Raw genomic sequence first — 15832 nt, 5'->3', positions numbered from 1 at the left:
CGCGCACTCCGCGCCATGGACTCTGAAATCTTCAACAAAGCGGCGGGACTACCATGCCCCCCTGACAAAGGGAACGAATTCGGGGGGTTGCACGTACTCCGAGGCATCCCACCTGAATCTCCGTCCAGGCCCGCCTCCGAGTGGAACATCTCTGTAACCCCCTGAAATTCCGGCGGCCGGGGCGCGCGAGACTCCCCAGCGGGCGGGACGGTGGGTGCGGGTAGGATGGGCCGTGGAGGGAGGCTTTGGACCCCGTGGGGTAGGGCGACCGGGGAGCGTTCGGCCGCCCGGCTGCCCCATGACGTGCCGCGTCACGGGCCCTCGTCAGGACGCGGCGCGGGCCTGTTCTTCCGGGTTCGGAAGGTGCTCGGCGGGGGGCGTCCGCTCGCCTCCGTGGCTGCTTCCCCGGCCCGCGCCGAGCACCGAGTAGAGCGCCGGGAGCACCAGCAGCGTCAGCAGGGTGGAGGACAGGACGCCGCCCACCACCACGGTGGCCAGCGGTCGTTGGACCTCCGCGCCGATGCCCGTGTTGAGTGTCATGGGGAGGAAGCCGAGCGCCGCCACCGAGGCCGTCATCAGCACCGGACGCAGGCGGGAGACGGCGGCCTCGCGGAGGGCTTCGGGGAGCGCGCGGCCCTGGCCGAGCAGCTGCCGCAGCCGGGACACCAGCACCATGTCCCCGAGCACGGACACGCCGCTGACGGCGATGAAGCCCACCGCGGCGGAGATGGAGAACGGCAGCCCGCGCGCGAGCAGCGCCAGCACGCCGCCCATCAGCGCGAAGGGGACGCCCGCGAAGATTCGCAGCGTGTCCACCCAGCGGCGGTACGTGAGGTGGAGCAGCAGGAGGATGAGTCCCAGCGCGATGGGCACCACGAGGGCCAGCCGCGCCTGGGCCCGCTCCAGGTTCTGGAACTGGCCGCCGTAGCGGAGGTGGTAGCCCGGCGGCAGCTCCACCTTCGCCAGCGCGGCGCGCACGTGGGTGACGAAGCCGCCCAGGTCGCCGTCGCTCACATTGGCCTGGATGACGATGCGCCGCTGGCCCCACTCGCGCTGCAGGGTGGTGGGGCCGGACACCTCGCGAATCGTCGCCAGCCGACCCAGGGGCACACGCTCACCTCCGGGCGCGGTGATGGGCACGGTGGCCAGCCTCGTGGGCTCATTGCGGTACGCCTCGGCCAGCCGCACCGCCAGGTCGAAGCGGCGCTCGCCCTCACGGACCTCGCCCACCACGCGTGTGCCCACCGCCTCCACCACGTCGAGCACCTCGCGCGCGGCGATGCCATGCCGCGCGATGGCGACCCGGTCCACGGTGACCTCCAGCACGGGCTGACCCGTGAGCTGCTCCAGCGTCACGTCCGTGGCGCCGGGGACCGCGCGCACCAGCGCCTCCAGCTCGCGCGCCTTGGCCTTGAGCACGTCCAGGTCATCGCCGAACAGCTTGATGCCCACGTCCCCGCGCACGCCGGCGATCATCTCGTTGACGCGCATCTCGATGGGCTGGAGGAACGCCATGCGCATGCCGGGCAGGTCCGCCAGCTCCGCCTTCATCTCCGCCACCAGCTCCTCCTGCGTCGCGGCGCGCTTCCACTGCTCGCGGGGATGGAGCGTGACGAACACGTCGGACAGCTCGATGCCCATCGGGTCCGTCGCCACCTCGGCCGTCCCGGTGCGCGTCCACACGCGCGCCACCTCGTCGGGGAACCGGCTCCGGAGCACCTTCTCCACCTGCCCGCCGTAGCGCACCGACTCGGTGAGGGACACCTCGGCCAGGCGCACGGTGTTGATGACGAGGGTTCCCTCGGACAGCCTCGGGACGAACTCGCGACCGAGCCCCGTGGCCGCCAGCCCCGTGCCCACCACCAGCAGCCCCGCCACGATGAGGACCGAGCGCGCATGGGACACGCTCCACTCCAGCAGCGGCCGGTAGCCCCGCTGCAGCCAGCGCACGAGGCGCGGCTCCGGGTGTCCTCGCCTGCCTCGCTCCAACGCGAACGACGCGAGCACCGGCATCAACGTCATGGACAGCAGCACGCTGCCCAGCAGGGCCAGGATGACGGTGAGCGCCATGGGACGGAACAGCCGCCCCTCCACGCCCTCCAGTGCGAGCACGGGCAGGTACACCACCATGATGATGAGCTCACCGAAGAGCGTGGGCTTGCGGACCTCCACGGCCGCGTCCCGCACCACCTGTTTCAGGCTCCGTCCATCGCGGGCGCCGGCCAGGTGCCGCTCCGCGTTCTCCACGAGGATGACGGACGAGTCCACCACCAGCCCGAAGTCGATGGCGCCCAGGGACATGAGGGTGCCGGCGATGCCGAAGCGCAGCATGCCGCTGAAGGCGAACAGCAGGGACAGGGGAATGGCGGAGGCGACGATGAGCCCCGCGCGCCAGTTGCCCAGGAAGAGGAAGAGGACGGCGATGACCAGCAGCGCGCCTTCGAGCAGGTTGGTGCGCACCGTGCGCAGCACCAGGTCCACCAGCTCCGTGCGCTCGTAGACGACGTCCACCTGCACATCGTCGGGCAGGCGCTGCTTCACCTCGTCCATGCGCCGAGCGAGCGCCCGCGTCACCACGTGCGAGCTCTCGCCCATGAGCATGAAGCCCAGGCCCAGGACGACCTCACCCTCGCCGTCCGCGGTGGTCGCGCCTCGACGAATCTCGTGCCCCACCTCCACCTGGGCCACGTCGCGCACGCGCACGGGCACGCCGTCTCGCGCGGCCACCACCACGTCGCCCACGGCCCGGCCATCCTCCAGCACACCGATGCCGAGCACCAGGCTCGCTCCACCACCGCGCTCCACCATGCCGCCGCCCACGTTCGCGTTGTTCGCCTCCAGGGCCCGGTACAGGTCGCCCAGGGACAGGTCGAACTGTCGGAGTCGCTGCGGCTCCACCACCACGTGCCACTGCTTCTCGCGGCCTCCCCACGCATTCACCTCGGCCACACCGGGCACCGCGCGGAGCTGGGGCGCGATGACCTGGTCGTGCAGCGTGCGCAGCTCCTCCAGGCTCCGGCTCCTGCTCTTGACCAGGTAGTGGAAGACCTCGCCCAGCCCCGTCGCCACGGGCCCGAGCGTGGGTGCCTCGATTCCCGGAGGCATCTTCACGCGGCCCATCCGCTCCGAGACCTGCTGCCGCGCGAACCACACATCCGTGCCGTCGCGGAACTGGAGCGTCACCTGCGACAGCCCGAACTTGGAGATGGAGCGCAGTTCTTCCAGCTGCGGCAGTCCCGCGAGCTGCTGCTCGAGCGGAATGGTGAGCTGTCGCTCCACCTCGACGGGCGAGAGCGCGGGCGCCACCGTGTTGACCTGCACCTGCGTGGGGGTCGTGTCGGGGAAGGCATCGAGCGGCAGGGCCCGGAACGCGAGCAGCCCCGAGATGACGAGCGCCACGGTGCCCAGCAGCACCGCGCCACGGTGCTCCAGTGACCCATCGATGATGCGCGTGAGCATGGGCTACGGGCCTCCTTCCTCGCAGCAGCCCGCGCCGATGGAGTCTTTGAGCACCTCGGTCTTCAGCAGGAAGGCGCCCGTGGTGACGACCTCCATGCCGGGCCGCAGGCCCTTGACCACCTCGACCTCGTCACGCGTGCCCGCGCCCAGCTCCACGGGGACAGGCTCGTAGAGTGTCTCGTCCTTCTTCACGAAGACGAGCACCTGTCCCTTGGCGCGCTGGATGGCGGAGTGGGGCACCATCAACGCCTCGTGCTCCTCGGCCACTTGAATCCGCGCGCGCAGGAACATGCCGGCCTTGAGGGCGCGGTCGGGGTTGGGCAGCTCGGCGCGGGCGCGCACCGTGCGGGTGGCGCGGTCCACGGAGGCACCCACGCGGGTGAGCGTGGCCTCACGGACCTCTCCGGGAAGACCCTCGAGGCTCAGGGTGACCTTCTGCCCCGCGCGCACCTGGGCCGAGTCCGCCTCGGGAATCTCGAGCAGGGCCCAGAGCGTGGAGAGGTCGGCGACCTCGAGCAACGTCTGTCCCGCGGCGACATGTCGGCCGGACACCGCGTCACGAGCCACCACCGTCCCGGCGAAGGGCGCGGAGAGATTGTAGCGCCCCTCGCTGCTTCCCTGTTCCGCGCCCGCGGCGCTGAGTGCCGCGCGAGCCGCCTCACGCTCCCCCTCGGCCGCGGCGAGCTCGGCCCGGGCCTGCTCCAAATCCTTGCGAGGGCTGATGCCACGCTCGACCAGCTCCTGCTCCCGAGCGAGCGCCGCGCGAGCCGTCTCCAGCCGCGCGAGGGCCGCGGACAGTCGACCCTTGTCCTGTCCGACGGAAGGAGAGGTGAGCGCGAGCAGGGGCTGGCCCGCCTTGACGTCGTCGCCCTCGTCGACGCGCACCTCGCTCACCAGCGCATCGCCTCGCGCGGACAGCCGCGCCAATCGGTACTGGTTGAAGGTGAGCTGGCCCACCACCTCCAGCGAGCGTGCGAAGTGCCTGCGCTGGAGTCGATGCGTCTGGAGTCCCGCCTCCCGCGCGGTGTCGGCGGAGGCCAGTCGGATGCGTGTGCCGGGCGTGGGGAACAGCGGCATCTCGGCGCCCGCGGCCTTCACGAACTCCGGGTGACAGAAGGGGCAGACCGACTCCGGGAAGCCGTGCTCGCGGCAGTAGTCACCCGCGGCGATGAAGCCGGCCACCAGCTTCGGGTTGCATTGGGTGCACTTCGATTCGGGGACCGCGTGCTCCTTGCACCAGTCGGCGGGAGCGGCTGGCGCGGTGAAGGAGAGCGACGGGTTGCACTGACGGCAGTGGGACTCGGGCAGCCCATGTGCGTCGCACCAGTCGTCCTGGGCCTTGTAGACGTCGACGAGGTCGGGGTCGCACTTCGTGCACAGCTCCGAGGGCACGCCGTGCTCGCACAGCGTGACGGCGCGAGCCTCGGGGGACGGGGGCCCCGCATCGGAGGTGGTGCTCTTCGCGACCTCGGGCTGGGACGACTTCGTGCACGAAGCGCCCAGGACGAGCAGTCCCGCCAGCGCCAGGAGACCGATGCGAGGGCCCATCTACTTCACGCCCTTCTTGGCGAGGTCCGGGTGGCAGAGCGAGCACTGGGACTCGGGGCGCTCGTGCTCGGCGCACCAGTCGTTCTTGGCCTTGAAGACCGCCGCGAGCTTCGGATTGCAGCGCGTGCACAGCGACTTCTGCACGCCGTGCTCACACTTGGGCTTCTCGGCGGCCTGCGACTGCTGCGCGGGCTTGGGCTCCTCGGCCGACGCGGCGAGGACGGGGAAGGACACGAGGGACACGACGAGCACGAAGGTCTGGAGGGAACGCATGGCATGACTCCGGCCAGGGCGGTACCCCGGCGGCGTATGTCCGCGCGGGAGTGCGCGGAGGGTGGCTTCAGCTTCAGCGGGGCAGCACGGTGACGTGCGCGTCCGCGCGAGACCCGGGAAGGGGACTCGCTGGACACACGTCTCCCGTGAGGGGCGGAATCACCCTCTGGGAGGCTGGAAGATGTCGCGTCCCACGCCGTTTGGGAGCAGCACGTCCGGGTGGACGTGGATGGTGGGCCGGACGAGCGGCTCCTCCACCAGGCTCACGAAGGGCAGGGGCGCGGGCGCGGCCCTCAGCGGACAGCAGAGGCACAGCGCGCAATCCGCGGCGCAGTCCGAGCAGTCCCCTTCCTCGGCTTCCTCTTCGCAGTCCGCGTGCGTGTCCGATGCGAAGGCGAGCGTCTGGAAGACGCCACCCGTCATCAGCACGAGGAGGAGCGCGAGGGTGCGCAGGAGGAACCGCATCGACCCGAAGGCTTACTGGAGGTCTTCGCGGAGAGTCAACGCGACGGGGTCGACGCGCGAGGTGGGTGCTCGCGGATCAACTTCTCCAGCAGGCGGCGCATGGCTCGGGAATCCCACTCGCGAGGCCCCGGGAATCGAGCGACCAGGCGCCCGTCCACCACCAGGATGCTCTGGGGCAGGGTGTCCACGCCGAACGCGCGGGCGACCAGGTGTCCCTCGTCCAGACGCAGGTGGAGCGCGGCGGATGGCGGCCCTTCGAGGAAGGTCTCCACCGCCCTCGTGTCCGTGTCGTGGCTGAAGACTACGACACGCAGCGCGTCAGGAGGCGCTTCGGCCAGCGACACGAGCTGCGGCGTCTCCGTGCGGCAGGGCGGACACCACGTGGCCCAGAAGACGACCAGCAGGGCTCGCGAGTCGGGGACCTCCGCGAGCCGCGGGGCCGGCCCATCGACGCGGAGATAGCTCGGAGGAGGCGGCTCGGTCCGACAGGCTGTCAGCGGCGACAAGAGGAGCAGTGCGGCGACACCGGCACCGAAGCGGGAGCCGCGCACCCGAACTCGAAGGTGCGACGGACCCGTGTGAAGCCGCGAGTACTGGGAGCCTCGCGCGAGCACCTTCACCGCGCACCTCCGGAGGCGATGACGTGATGGCCCCCCGGCACCCGCCGCTCGATGGCCCCACCCCCGGACGGGCCCCGACGCACGCGCCCTGCGAGCCCATCGCGGGCCCGAGGACGCGACACGTGTGGGGACGGGAACGTCAGGGGTCGGCCTTGGGCGCCTTGCCCCAGTTGCCGTCCTTGAAGATCTTCACGTTGCCCTTGGAGCCGCCTCCGCCAATCAGGCCCGTCACGTTGGCCTGGATGGGCTTGCCACCGGGCGGCTGGTAGACGACGCGCGCCTTGCGGCCGGCGGGGATGGACGGGTGGGTGCTGTCGATGAGCAGGTAGACGGTCTTCCCATCGGACTGGATGCGGTCGGTGTCGTGCTTGTGGCTCAGCTCGGCGAGCAGCTCGCCGTCGTCCACGCTGCTCGCCTCGTTGTTGAGCAGGCGCACCTTGACGCGCAGCCAGTTCTTGGCGCCCTTGCCGCTCTCCGTCGCGTACTCCCGCACGCCCTGGATGATGACGGCCAGGTCGGCGCCGTTGCCCGGCGCCCCCGCCGCGAGCTTCAGGCCCGTCTGTTTGCTGGAGTCCGCGTCGATGAGCAGCGTGGCGTTGGCACAGCGGTTCTTGCATTCCTCGCCCCACGGCTCCTTGTCGAAGCGCAGGCGCATGGCGAAGTCGCTGCCCTGGGGCGCGATGACGGCGTCGACGATGACCGGACGCTCGCCGTCCGGAGGCGCGGTGTACTTGAAAGTGGACCGTTCCTTGGCGACGACGCTCGAGCCGGCGAGGAGGGTACAGGCGAGCAACGGCAGAGAGCGCTTCACGGGGTGTGGACCTCCAGGGAAAAGACGTCCATTCAAGTGGGAAGCGCCCGTGCCTTCAAGTCTTGGGCGTTAGAGTCTCCCCGGGAGGTGTGAGAGATGCGGAATCCCTACGTACGTCAGCTCAAGTTGGGCCCCATGGACAACTTCGTCTACCTCGTCGGCGCGGCGGACTCGCCCGACGTCGTGGTGGTGGACCCGGCGTGGGACGTGGATGCGATTGAACGGGCAGTGGAAGAGGACGGCAAGCGCCTGGCGGGCGCGTTCGTCTCGCACTGCCACTTCGACCACATCAACGGCCTGCCGGACCTGCTCTCCCGACACGACGTGCCTGTCTACGCGCAGCGGGCGGAGGTGGAGTTCTCCGCGGAGCTGCGCGAGCTGTCGGGCGCGCTGCGCCTGCTCGGGCCCGGAGACGCGGTGCCGGTGGGCGCCGAGACGTTCCATGCGCTGCACACGCCCGGACACACCCCGGGCTCGCACTGCCTGCTCGCCGGAGACGCGCTCGTGTCCGGGGACACGCTGTTCATCAACGGGTGCGGGCGGTGCGACATGAACGGCGGCGACCCGGAGGCGATGTACCGCTCCTTGTCGCAGGTGCTGTTGAAGGTCCCGGACTCCACGCGCCTGTGGCCGGGGCACGACTACGCGGACGTCCCGGTGGCGGCGCTGGGCGAGGTGCGCCAGAAGAACCCGTACTTCTCCTTCCCGGACGTCGCCTCGTTCGTCGCGTTCCGCATGCGCCCGAGGAAGTGAGCGCCTGGGCCGACGCGGGACCGGAGGCGCGAGGACACGCCTCCGGCCCGCTCACGTCACGACGGGACTACCAGTAGACGGCGACCGACGAGACGCGGTCGTTCCACGAGTGCCAGCGGCGGAACGGCCAGAAGCCCGTGTACCAGCCGTAGCTGCCCATGTTGCCGATGGCCCACGCACGGCCGACCCACAGCACGTGGCCGCCGAAGTAGGAGTGCTCCGTCATCAGCGTCCAGCGGCCGCACTGGGTGCTCCACATGGAGGAGATGCGGTCATTCCACCAGCCCAGCGTGTTGTAGCCCCAGCCCGGGTAGACGGAGAACGCCGCCCCGCCGTACCACGAGTGCTCGAAGAAGACCGACCAGGGGTTGCACGGCGCCATGCCCGTGGTGGGCTGCTCGGAGGGGAACTGGTGGGTCTGCTGGAAGTACTTCGTCAGGTCCGCGGTGGTGCGGAAGCCCTGCACCACGGCCATCGCCGCGGAGTTGCCGTCGAGCACGTAGTGGGACAGGTGGATGTCCCGCTCCTGGAGCTGCTGCGCCGTGTAGCGCACGCCGTCGACCAGGATGGGCAGCTCCGGCAGGAAGCCCTCGACCGGCGCCTGCTCGATGTCCTCACGCGGCGCGTCCCGCAGGACCTTGCTCAACGGGATGCGCGCCAGCTCACCTTCCTTGTTGGGGAGGTCGCCCGTGTTGTGCTCGGGCACCGGCTCGATGTTCTGCGCGAACGCCGCGCCCGTCGACAGCAGCGACGCCAACACCAGTGAACCCATCACTGACTTGAGATTCATTGCCTGCTCCTGGGGTGTGGGGATGACCGCGGCCCATCCCGGCCGCGTCGCCCGCACTCATAGCGTGTCTGTTTTGTGGCAGACAAATCAGTGAATTTTTGTTTAGCGGTTAATTCGTGACTCACGTTCCGCTGGACCTGGGGCGCGGCTGTCGCGGCGCCGAGCGCGTACATCCGCGTCGGCGCGACACGTGCCCGTGCGCGTCTGGAGAATGCCTGTCGTGTTGGAAGGGGAGGCCCGTCGCTCCCAGGGTCGATTCAGGCGGAGATGGAAGAATCCAGCCTGTCTTGCCTCATGGGAGCTGCGGGCCTGTAACCGGTTACATCCGTTGCTGGGCGGGCATCCAGTCCCAGAACGCCTGCGTGCCGTACGACTGGGACCCGCCGGTGTGCGCGCTGCCCGTCAGGACGAGGTGAGCGTGTCACGCGGTGCGCCGATGCTGGTGGCGAACGGGGCGATGGCCGCCACTTCGTGGTGATGGTGAACAGCTCCGACTCCGTCGTCGCCCGGCCCAGTTCTCCCATTCCCTTGAGGTGGATGAGGGTGGGGTAGCGCTGCGTCGACGTCAGGTCGTCGGGGAGGGCCGCTCCGTCACGCCCTCCGGGCCCGGGAGCCCACGGGGGGCATCTGCAGGCCCTGGGGCCTTGCGTGGAGCGAGCGGTAGGCGGCGATGGAGAGCAGTCCCACGGCGAGCAGCGTCCACAGGGCGGCCCAGACGACGGCGGGCACGTAGGTGAGGTCCGCGAGCAGGGCCGCGTCGCTGCGCGAGCGCACGGCGCTGTTCCACAGGTCGTCGCGCAAGTCGAACACGGCGTACAGCGCGGTGAAGGCGGCGATGAACAGGTTGACGAAGTCCACCGCGCCGTCCGGCAGCCACTTCGCGCCGATGCCCATGACCGCGGCGGTGCCCACGCAGAAGGCCAGGGTGAAGGCGTCCCCCGCGTAGAGCAGGCCCATCACGACCAGCCACACACACGCGGCCCCCAGCACCCACCGGCGCAGCCGGAAGCGGAAGGTGGCGAGCAACAGGCCCGCGCCGGCCACCGCGCTGCCCAGGTAGCCGCCCGAGTACACGGCGATCTGCCGCAGCATGCCCGGCGGCAGGCGCGACAGGCAGGAGCCCGACTCGTCGGCCGCGAGGTGGATGCGGTCCACCGAGCCCCCCACCAACAGGGTGGCGAGCGCGTGCCCGCTCTCGTGCATCATCACCACCAGCAACTTCAGGGGCCAGAAGACGGGCGAGTACCAGAAGTACCAGCCGACCCCCAGCATGACGAGCAGGAGGGCCAGGCGGCCGAAATCGAGCTGTGCACCGCTGGCGGTCTTCATCGGTACCGGGGCCTCCCCACCATGGGACACCCCAACACTTAAGTCGGGTCCCTCTTCCCGGGAAACTCCTGGCTTGCCGCGGGGCGTCGTGACCTCAGGCGGATGTCGCCTGCGGGCGCCGGACGGGGTAGGGATGGGGCATGAAGAAGACGCTCCTCCTGCTCTCGCTCGTGGCTGCCCCGGCGCTCGCCGGGGAAGGGAAGTGGACCCCCCAGCAGGTCCTGGAACTGGACCCGGCCTGGCTGCGCGCCCAGGGCCTCCAGGTGCCCCCCAAGAAGCTTTGGGACCCCAAGCGCGGCACCGGCCTGCTCGCGGGCGCGGTGAATGTGGGCGGGTGCACCGGCGCCTTCATCTCCGACACGGGCCTGGTCATCACCAACCACCACTGTGCCTTCGGCATCATCCAAGAGCACAGCACCCCCCAGCGCGACCTCATCACCCAGGGCTTCCTGGCCACGGAGCGCAAGGACGAGCTGCCTGGCAAGGGCGCGCGCGTGCAGGTCCCCCGCAGCTTCACGGACGTGACGGCGCAGGTGCTGGCGGCGGTTCCCGAGGGCGCCGATGACACGGCCCGCTTCAAGGCCATCGAGCGCAAGCAGAAGGAGCTGGTGGCCGAGTGCGAGAAGCGCCCCGCCACCCGCTGCCAGGTGTCCACCTTCGACGGCGGCGTGAACTACACGCTGGTGGATGCGGTGGAGCTGCAGGACTCGCGGCTCGTCTATGCCCCGCCGCGCGCGGTGGGCGAGTATGGCGGCGAGGAGGACAACTGGATGTGGCCGCGCCACACCGGCGACTTCGCCATCCTCCGGGCGTACACCGCGCCGGACGGGACGTCGGCGGCGTACAGCGAGAAGAACGTGCCCTACAAGGCGGAGTTCTTCTTCCCGCTGTCCCCCGAGGGCGTGAAGCCCGGTGACTTCGTGATGGTGCTGGGCTACCCGGGCCGCACCTACCGCGCGCTGCTCGCGGAGGAGATGGCGGAGCGCCAGTCGCGGCTCTACCCGCGCATGCGCGACGTGTTCGGCGAGGCCATCCGCATCCTCGAGGAGGAGGGAGAGAAGGACCCGGCCGGGAAGATCGCCGTGGCCTCCACGCTCAAGGGCCTGCACAACGTGCACAAGAACGCGGGCGGGCAACTGGCGGGGCTCAAGCGCGGGCGCATCGTGGAGAAGCAGCGCGAGGCCGAGGCGGCCGTGGCGGCCTGGGCGACGAAGAACAGCGCGAAGTGGGGTGGGGCGCTGAAGGCCCGCGAGGCCCTGCTCGCCGAGCAGAAGGCCACCTCGAAGGTGTTCGAGCGCGAGTTCCTGCTCGGCGCCACGGGCCGGCTCGCCCGGGGGCCGTCGCTGGCGGTGACGCTGGCGCGGCTGGCCACCGAGCGCGCGAAGCCCGATTTGGAGCGCCGCCCGGCGTACATGGAGCGCGAGCAGGTGCGCATCAAGGACCGCCTGGAGCGCGAGCAGAAGAACGTGTTCCTGCCCGCGGAGAAGCGGCTCCTGACGGCCTTCGTGCGGCGCGCACAGGCGCTGGGCGCGGACGAGCGCATCGCCGCGGTGGACAAGCACTTCGGCAAGACGTTCGTGGAGAAGGACGTGGCGGCGAAGGTGGACGCGATGTACGCGGCCACGCAGGTGCTCACGCTGGCCGAGCGGATGAAGATGGGCACGGAGACGCTCGCGCAGCTTCAGGCTCGCAAGGACCCGCTCCTGGCGTTCGGCCTGGACCTGGCGCGTGAGCAGGAGGTGCTGGACGAGGCGCAGGACCGGCGCGACGGCGCCTCGTCGCGGCTGCGGCCCGACTGGCGCAAGGCGGTGCTGGCGCATGCGGGCAAGCCCGTGGCGCCGGACGCCAACGGGACGCTGCGGGTGACGTTCGCCAAGGTGCAGGGCTACTCGCCGCGGGATGGCGCGGTGTACACGCCGCAGACGACGCTGTCGGGCATGCTGGCCAAGCACACGGGGGAGGAGCCCTTCGACGTGCCCGAGCGCGTCTCGAAGGTGGCCGAGGCGAAGCGTTATGGTGCGTGGGCGGACAAGAAGCTCAAGGAGGTGCCGGTGAACTTCCTGTCGGACGCGGATACGACGGGTGGCAACTCGGGCAGCCCCACGGTGAACGGCCGGGGACAGCTGGTGGGCGTGAACTTCGACCGCGTCTGGGAGAACGTGGCCAACGATTTCGGCTACAACCCGGAGGTGGCGCGCAACGTCAACGTGGACGTGCGCTACGTGCTGTGGATGTTGGACCAGGTGGAGAACGCGGACGCCCTGCTGCGGGAGCTGGGCGTGCGCAAGGGCCCGCCGGTGGCGGGGGAGACGCGCTGATGACCGAGCCGGCGGACACCTCGTTGGCACTGCCTGTCTTCCGGCCGGAAGAGCAGGTGTGTGGCAACTGCAAGTTGTGGAGCCCTCACTCGGTGGATGAGCGCCGGGGGTGGGTGGGGCCCTGCCGGCTCCAGTCGTCTCGGGGGATGTTTCCGCCGTCCGCCCCCATCTGTGACAAGTACGCGCCCCGGGGCACGGCCGTGGCCCCGGCGGCGCAGTCCCCCTCGCGCGAGCGCGCCGCCCGGAGCGTGGCCCCGGTGGTGATTCGCCGGCGGGTGGCGGACCCCAACGAAGTCATCGACCTGGAAGGGCTGAGCATGACGCGTGAAGAGCTGATGGACATCTTCCGGGAGGCGTCGGGCCTCGCCGAGGCGCCGCCGCTCGCGGGCAAGTGGGAGGGCGGCACGGTGCGCCTGGTCCCCGGCAACCCGGAGCTGCAGGCGAAGGATTTGCCCATCGACAACCTGTTCCACAAGGTCGTCATGGTGCGCGACCGGCTGCGCGTGCTCGAGCAGAAGCTCAACGCGCACCCGAAGCTGTCCGATGCGGAGAAGGTGGAGATGCAGAGCTACATCACCCGCGTGTACGGCTCGCTCACCAGCTTCAACGTCCTCTTCAAGGACAAGGGCGACCAATTCGTCGGCGCCAAGGGCGACGAGTAGGTGGCTCAGGGGCGCTGGCCGCGCTCCTCGAGCAACTCGAAGGTGCGCTGCCGGGCGCGGTGGAGGGTGCTCTTCACGGTGCCCTCGGGGATGCGCAAGAGGCGCGCGATTTCGGGGTACGTCAGGCCGCGGACCTCGCGCAGGTAGAGGACCTGGCGCTGCTGCTCGTTGATGTCCTCGAGCGCGGCGGTGAAGTGCCGTTCCATCTGCGTGCCCATGGCCTGCCGCTCGGGAGAGAGGGGCTCGGCGGGCTCGTGGCTCAGGCGCTCGCGGCGCTTGCGTGCGCGCAGCCAGTTGATGCTGCTGTTGACCATGACGCGGTGGAGCCACGTGGTCCACGCGGCGCGCCCGCCGTAGCCGGGCGACTTCCAGGCGAGCCGGGCGAAGACGTCCTGCACGACGTCCTCGGCGTCATCCGCGTCACCGACGATACGGCGGGCGATGGCGAGCGCGCGGGCGCGGTGCTCGTTGTAGAGCTGCGTGAGGGGCGGAAGGTCGATGGCGGCGGCGTGCATCACGGGTGGGCTCCTGGGCACCCCAGCGGGGACCTCCCTTGGAACGAACCACCCGCGAAAAGGGTCTACGCGCCTGTGTGACGGTTTTTTCTCACCGGGCGCGACGAACCTCGCCCTTCAGGGCAGGGTGGCACCATGGCCCATTTCGAGGACCTCTCGCCGTGCGCGTATTTTCCAGGCGGGGACGACCGGCTGGTGGCGGTGGGGTGGCTGGAGCGCGAGCATCCCTTCCCGCGAGGTGAAGTGGACGCGGACTTCTTCGCGGCGCTCGTCCGCCTGTGCGTGGAGCCGTGGCAGCCCGTGGTCTTCGCCGGGCGGCACGCGTGCTCGTTGTGCCGCTTCTCGGGTGGGCCTGGGGCCCTCTCGTATGACTCCCTGACGGTGTCACTCGGCAGCGCGAACGTCTTCGTCCCGGATGGGGCGCGTGTCTTCGTCGCGCCCACGACGGTGCTGCACTACCTCGATGCGCACGGGTACACGCCTCCACGCGAGTTCCAGGAGGCGGTGCTGCGGTGTCCTCCGATGCGCTCGATGCCGTACCTTCGGGCGCTCAAGGAGAGCGGACTCTCGTTCCGGAGGTGAGGCGGGCTCCCCGTGCCCCGCGCGATGTCCGCGAGGCACGGAGGAGGGGACGCCTACTCCTGCTCGTCCTGTTTCGTCAGGCCCCAGTCCTTCAGGCGCTTGAACAGGGTGGAGCGGGCCACGCCCAGCTCGCGGGCCACGCGCTCGCGGTTGTTGTTGTACCGGCGCAGCGCCGCCTCGACGATCTGCCGCTCGAGCTTCTCCAACATCTGCTCCAGCGTCATCCCCGGAGGCAGCTCGGGCACCGCGATGCCCGTCTCCTTGTTCATCTCCTGGTCGAACGTCAAATCGTTCGCGTCGACGACCGGCCCCTTGCGCAACAGCAGCGCCCGGTGCACCACGTTGCGCAGCTCGCGGATGTTGCCCGGCCACGTGTGGTTCTGGAGCCGGTCCATCGCGGACGCGGACAGCTTCACCGTCTGCCCTCGCGGCGAGTACAGCTTCACGAAGTGGTCCGCCAGCGCCGGCAGGTCCCCCTTGCGGCTGCGCAGCGGCGGCAGGTGCAACGGAATCACGCAGAGGCGGTAGTACAGGTCCTCGCGGAACTTGCCCTCGCGCGCCGCTGCCAGCAGGTCCAGGTTCGTCGCCGCCACCACCCGCACGTCCACGTGCATCGGCCGGCTGGCGCCCACCCGCTTGATCTCGCCGCTCTCCAGCGCACGCAGCAGCTTCGCCTGCAAGTCCAGCGGCAGCTCGCCAATCTCATCCAGGAACAGCGTGCCGCCGTCCGCCTCCTCGAAGGCGCCCTTGCGCGCATTCGCCGCGCCCGTGAACGAGCCCTTCTCGTGGCCGAACAGCTCGCTCTCGATGAGCTCCTTGGAGATGGCCGCGCAGTTGACGGGGATGAGCGGCCGGTTGGCCCGCTGCGAGCACTGGTGGATGGCCCGCGCCACCAGCTCCTTGCCCGTTCCGGACTCGCCGAGAATCGTCACCGCCGCCGTGGAGGGCGCCACCCGCTCGATGAGGTCCGACAGCCCCTTCACCGCGTTGTCGCTCCCGATGATGCCGTGGAACGACGTCGGCTCCTTGCGGTTGCCCGTCGCCGCCGCCTCGAGCACCAGCTCCGTCTCGCCCACCCTCAGCGTGGTGGGCAACGACACCTCCGCCTCGAACACGCGCACCGGCCCCAGCCACGTGCCGTTCGTCGAGCGCAGGTCCACGACGTGGAACGTCCCGTCCCGCCGCGTCACCTTCAGGTGCTTGCTGGACGCGAACCGGTCCTGGAGCACCAGGTCGCACCCCGCGTCCTTGCCCGCCGTGAAGCTGTCCCCCGAGAACCGATGCACCGTCTCGTTGGGGCCCTGCTTCACGCGCACCTGCGCCGGCTGCCAGCGCAGCGACTGCGCGTCACGGGCCTGGATGGACGTGGTGTGCCCCACCTCGGTGGCCACCTCCGCGCCCTCGCCGCCGCCGCTCAGCCGGAACACCGCGCGCCACTGCCCCAGCGCCAGGTCCGCGCCGTCCGGCAACGCCGCCTCGGTGATCGACGTGCCGGACACCGTGGTGCCCTTGCCCGACAGGTCCTGCACCCGGCACTCCACGCCGTCCCACAGCAGCGCCACCTGCTGACGGCTCACCTCCGGGTCCGGGATGGCGACGTCGCTCTGCTCGCCGCGACCGAGCACCAACCTCGCCCGGTCCACCCCCACCCTCAACACCTCCTCGCCACGACGGAAAAACACCAGCTCCGGCATCCACGGCCCTCCT

Annotated in this window: 14 protein-coding genes; 4 read left to right on the top strand and 10 right to left on the bottom strand. The window is 70.3% G+C overall.

Annotation, left to right across the window (positions count from 1 at the left end):
- Nucleotides 1-324: 324 nt before the first annotated feature.
- From K8625_RS15035 to K8625_RS15010, 6 genes are all read right to left on the bottom strand, one after another.
- Nucleotides 325-3459 carry an efflux RND transporter permease subunit gene (locus K8625_RS15035; protein ID WP_223783092.1) on the bottom strand — a complete coding sequence of 1045 codons (3135 nt, stop codon included), beginning with the start codon at nt 3457-3459 and terminating at the stop codon, nt 325-327.
- A 3-nt stretch (nt 3460-3462) separates the two neighbouring features.
- Nucleotides 3463-5007, bottom strand: a complete 1545-nt coding sequence (locus tag K8625_RS15030) for an efflux RND transporter periplasmic adaptor subunit (protein ID WP_223783091.1) — start codon at nt 5005-5007, stop codon at nt 3463-3465.
- On the bottom strand, nt 5008-5280 hold the full coding sequence (locus tag K8625_RS15025) for a hypothetical protein (RefSeq protein WP_223746627.1): 273 nt from the start codon (nt 5278-5280) through the stop codon (nt 5008-5010). It lies immediately after the preceding gene.
- A 159-nt stretch (nt 5281-5439) separates the two neighbouring features.
- Nucleotides 5440-5745 (bottom strand): hypothetical protein, encoded by a 306-nt coding sequence (locus K8625_RS15020; protein ID WP_223783090.1) that lies wholly within the window; start codon nt 5743-5745, stop codon nt 5440-5442.
- A gap of 35 nt (nt 5746-5780) precedes the next feature.
- The gene (locus K8625_RS15015) at nt 5781-6296 is read right to left on the bottom strand and encodes a TlpA disulfide reductase family protein (RefSeq protein WP_223783089.1); all 516 of its coding nucleotides are present in this window, start codon (nt 6294-6296) and stop codon (nt 5781-5783) included.
- 208 nt (nt 6297-6504) lie between these two features.
- The gene (locus K8625_RS15010; protein WP_223746630.1) at nt 6505-7176 is read right to left on the bottom strand and encodes a hypothetical protein; all 672 of its coding nucleotides are present in this window, start codon (nt 7174-7176) and stop codon (nt 6505-6507) included.
- Nucleotides 7177-7272: 96 nt separating this feature from the next.
- Between K8625_RS15010 and K8625_RS15005 the strand changes: the two genes are divergently transcribed.
- Nucleotides 7273-7929: an MBL fold metallo-hydrolase gene (locus K8625_RS15005; protein ID WP_141323050.1), complete on the top strand. Its 657-nt coding sequence runs from the start codon at nt 7273-7275 to the stop codon at nt 7927-7929.
- Nucleotides 7930-7996: 67 nt separating this feature from the next.
- On the opposite strand, the gene K8625_RS15000 is transcribed toward K8625_RS15005, so the two are convergent.
- A complete protein-coding gene (locus K8625_RS15000) occupies nt 7997-8719 on the bottom strand; it encodes a hypothetical protein (RefSeq protein ID WP_223746631.1) in 723 nt (240 codons plus the stop codon).
- A 591-nt stretch (nt 8720-9310) separates the two neighbouring features.
- On the bottom strand, nt 9311-10048 hold the full coding sequence (locus tag K8625_RS14995) for a M50 family metallopeptidase (RefSeq protein WP_046712749.1): 738 nt from the start codon (nt 10046-10048) through the stop codon (nt 9311-9313).
- 140 nt (nt 10049-10188) lie between these two features.
- Here K8625_RS14995 and K8625_RS14990 point away from each other — a divergent pair, with 140 nt between their 5' ends.
- Together K8625_RS14990 and K8625_RS14985 are read left to right on the top strand one after the other, a co-directional pair.
- A complete protein-coding gene (locus K8625_RS14990) occupies nt 10189-12366 on the top strand; it encodes a S46 family peptidase (protein ID WP_223746632.1) in 2178 nt (725 codons plus the stop codon).
- Nucleotides 12366-13028 carry a high-potential iron-sulfur protein gene (locus tag K8625_RS14985; RefSeq protein ID WP_223746633.1) on the top strand — a complete coding sequence of 221 codons (663 nt, stop codon included), beginning with the start codon at nt 12366-12368 and terminating at the stop codon, nt 13026-13028. The genes K8625_RS14990 and K8625_RS14985 overlap by 1 nt, the downstream gene beginning before the upstream one ends.
- Before the next feature lie 5 nt (nt 13029-13033).
- Here K8625_RS14985 and K8625_RS14980 read toward each other — a convergent pair whose 3' ends face one another.
- A complete protein-coding gene (locus K8625_RS14980; RefSeq protein ID WP_141323075.1) occupies nt 13034-13543 on the bottom strand; it encodes an RNA polymerase sigma factor in 510 nt (169 codons plus the stop codon).
- 135 nt (nt 13544-13678) lie between these two features.
- Between K8625_RS14980 and K8625_RS14975 the strand changes: the two genes are divergently transcribed.
- Nucleotides 13679-14125 (top strand): hypothetical protein, encoded by a 447-nt coding sequence (locus K8625_RS14975; protein ID WP_223783088.1) that lies wholly within the window; start codon nt 13679-13681, stop codon nt 14123-14125.
- A gap of 53 nt (nt 14126-14178) precedes the next feature.
- On the opposite strand, the gene K8625_RS14970 is transcribed toward K8625_RS14975, so the two are convergent.
- Nucleotides 14179-15819, bottom strand: coding sequence for a sigma 54-interacting transcriptional regulator (locus tag K8625_RS14970; RefSeq protein ID WP_223746635.1), 1641 nt, complete (start codon nt 15817-15819; stop codon nt 14179-14181).
- Nucleotides 15820-15832 lie beyond the last annotated feature (13 nt).

It is taken from the genome of Myxococcus sp. AS-1-15, assembly GCF_020037055.1.
GTDB lineage: Bacteria > Myxococcota > Myxococcia > Myxococcales > Myxococcaceae > Myxococcus > Myxococcus fulvus.
Note: the sequence above shows the minus strand (reverse complement) of the source record. Positions and strands in the feature narration are given on the sequence as shown.

Bases quoted from the DNA above. Each gene is read 5' to 3' on its own strand.
- K8625_RS15035 (WP_223783092.1), bottom strand. From the start codon at position 3,459: ATGCTCACGCGCATCATCGATGGGTCACTGGAGCACCGTGGCGCGGTG.
- K8625_RS15030 (WP_223783091.1), bottom strand. From the start codon at position 5,007: ATGGGCCCTCGCATCGGTCTCCTGGCGCTGGCGGGACTGCTCGTCCTG.
- K8625_RS15025 (WP_223746627.1), bottom strand. From the start codon at position 5,280: ATGCGTTCCCTCCAGACCTTCGTGCTCGTCGTGTCCCTCGTGTCCTTC.
- K8625_RS15020 (WP_223783090.1), bottom strand. From the start codon at position 5,745: ATGCGGTTCCTCCTGCGCACCCTCGCGCTCCTCCTCGTGCTGATGACG.
- K8625_RS15005 (WP_141323050.1), top strand. From the start codon at position 7,273: ATGCGGAATCCCTACGTACGTCAGCTCAAGTTGGGCCCCATGGACAAC.
- K8625_RS15000 (WP_223746631.1), bottom strand. From the start codon at position 8,719: ATGAATCTCAAGTCAGTGATGGGTTCACTGGTGTTGGCGTCGCTGCTG.
- K8625_RS14995 (WP_046712749.1), bottom strand. From the start codon at position 10,048: ATGAAGACCGCCAGCGGTGCACAGCTCGATTTCGGCCGCCTGGCCCTC.
- K8625_RS14990 (WP_223746632.1), top strand. From the start codon at position 10,189: ATGAAGAAGACGCTCCTCCTGCTCTCGCTCGTGGCTGCCCCGGCGCTC.
- K8625_RS14985 (WP_223746633.1), top strand. From the start codon at position 12,366: ATGACCGAGCCGGCGGACACCTCGTTGGCACTGCCTGTCTTCCGGCCG.
- K8625_RS14980 (WP_141323075.1), bottom strand. From the start codon at position 13,543: ATGCACGCCGCCGCCATCGACCTTCCGCCCCTCACGCAGCTCTACAAC.
- K8625_RS14975 (WP_223783088.1), top strand. From the start codon at position 13,679: ATGGCCCATTTCGAGGACCTCTCGCCGTGCGCGTATTTTCCAGGCGGG.
- K8625_RS14970 (WP_223746635.1), bottom strand. From the start codon at position 15,819: ATGCCGGAGCTGGTGTTTTTCCGTCGTGGCGAGGAGGTGTTGAGGGTG.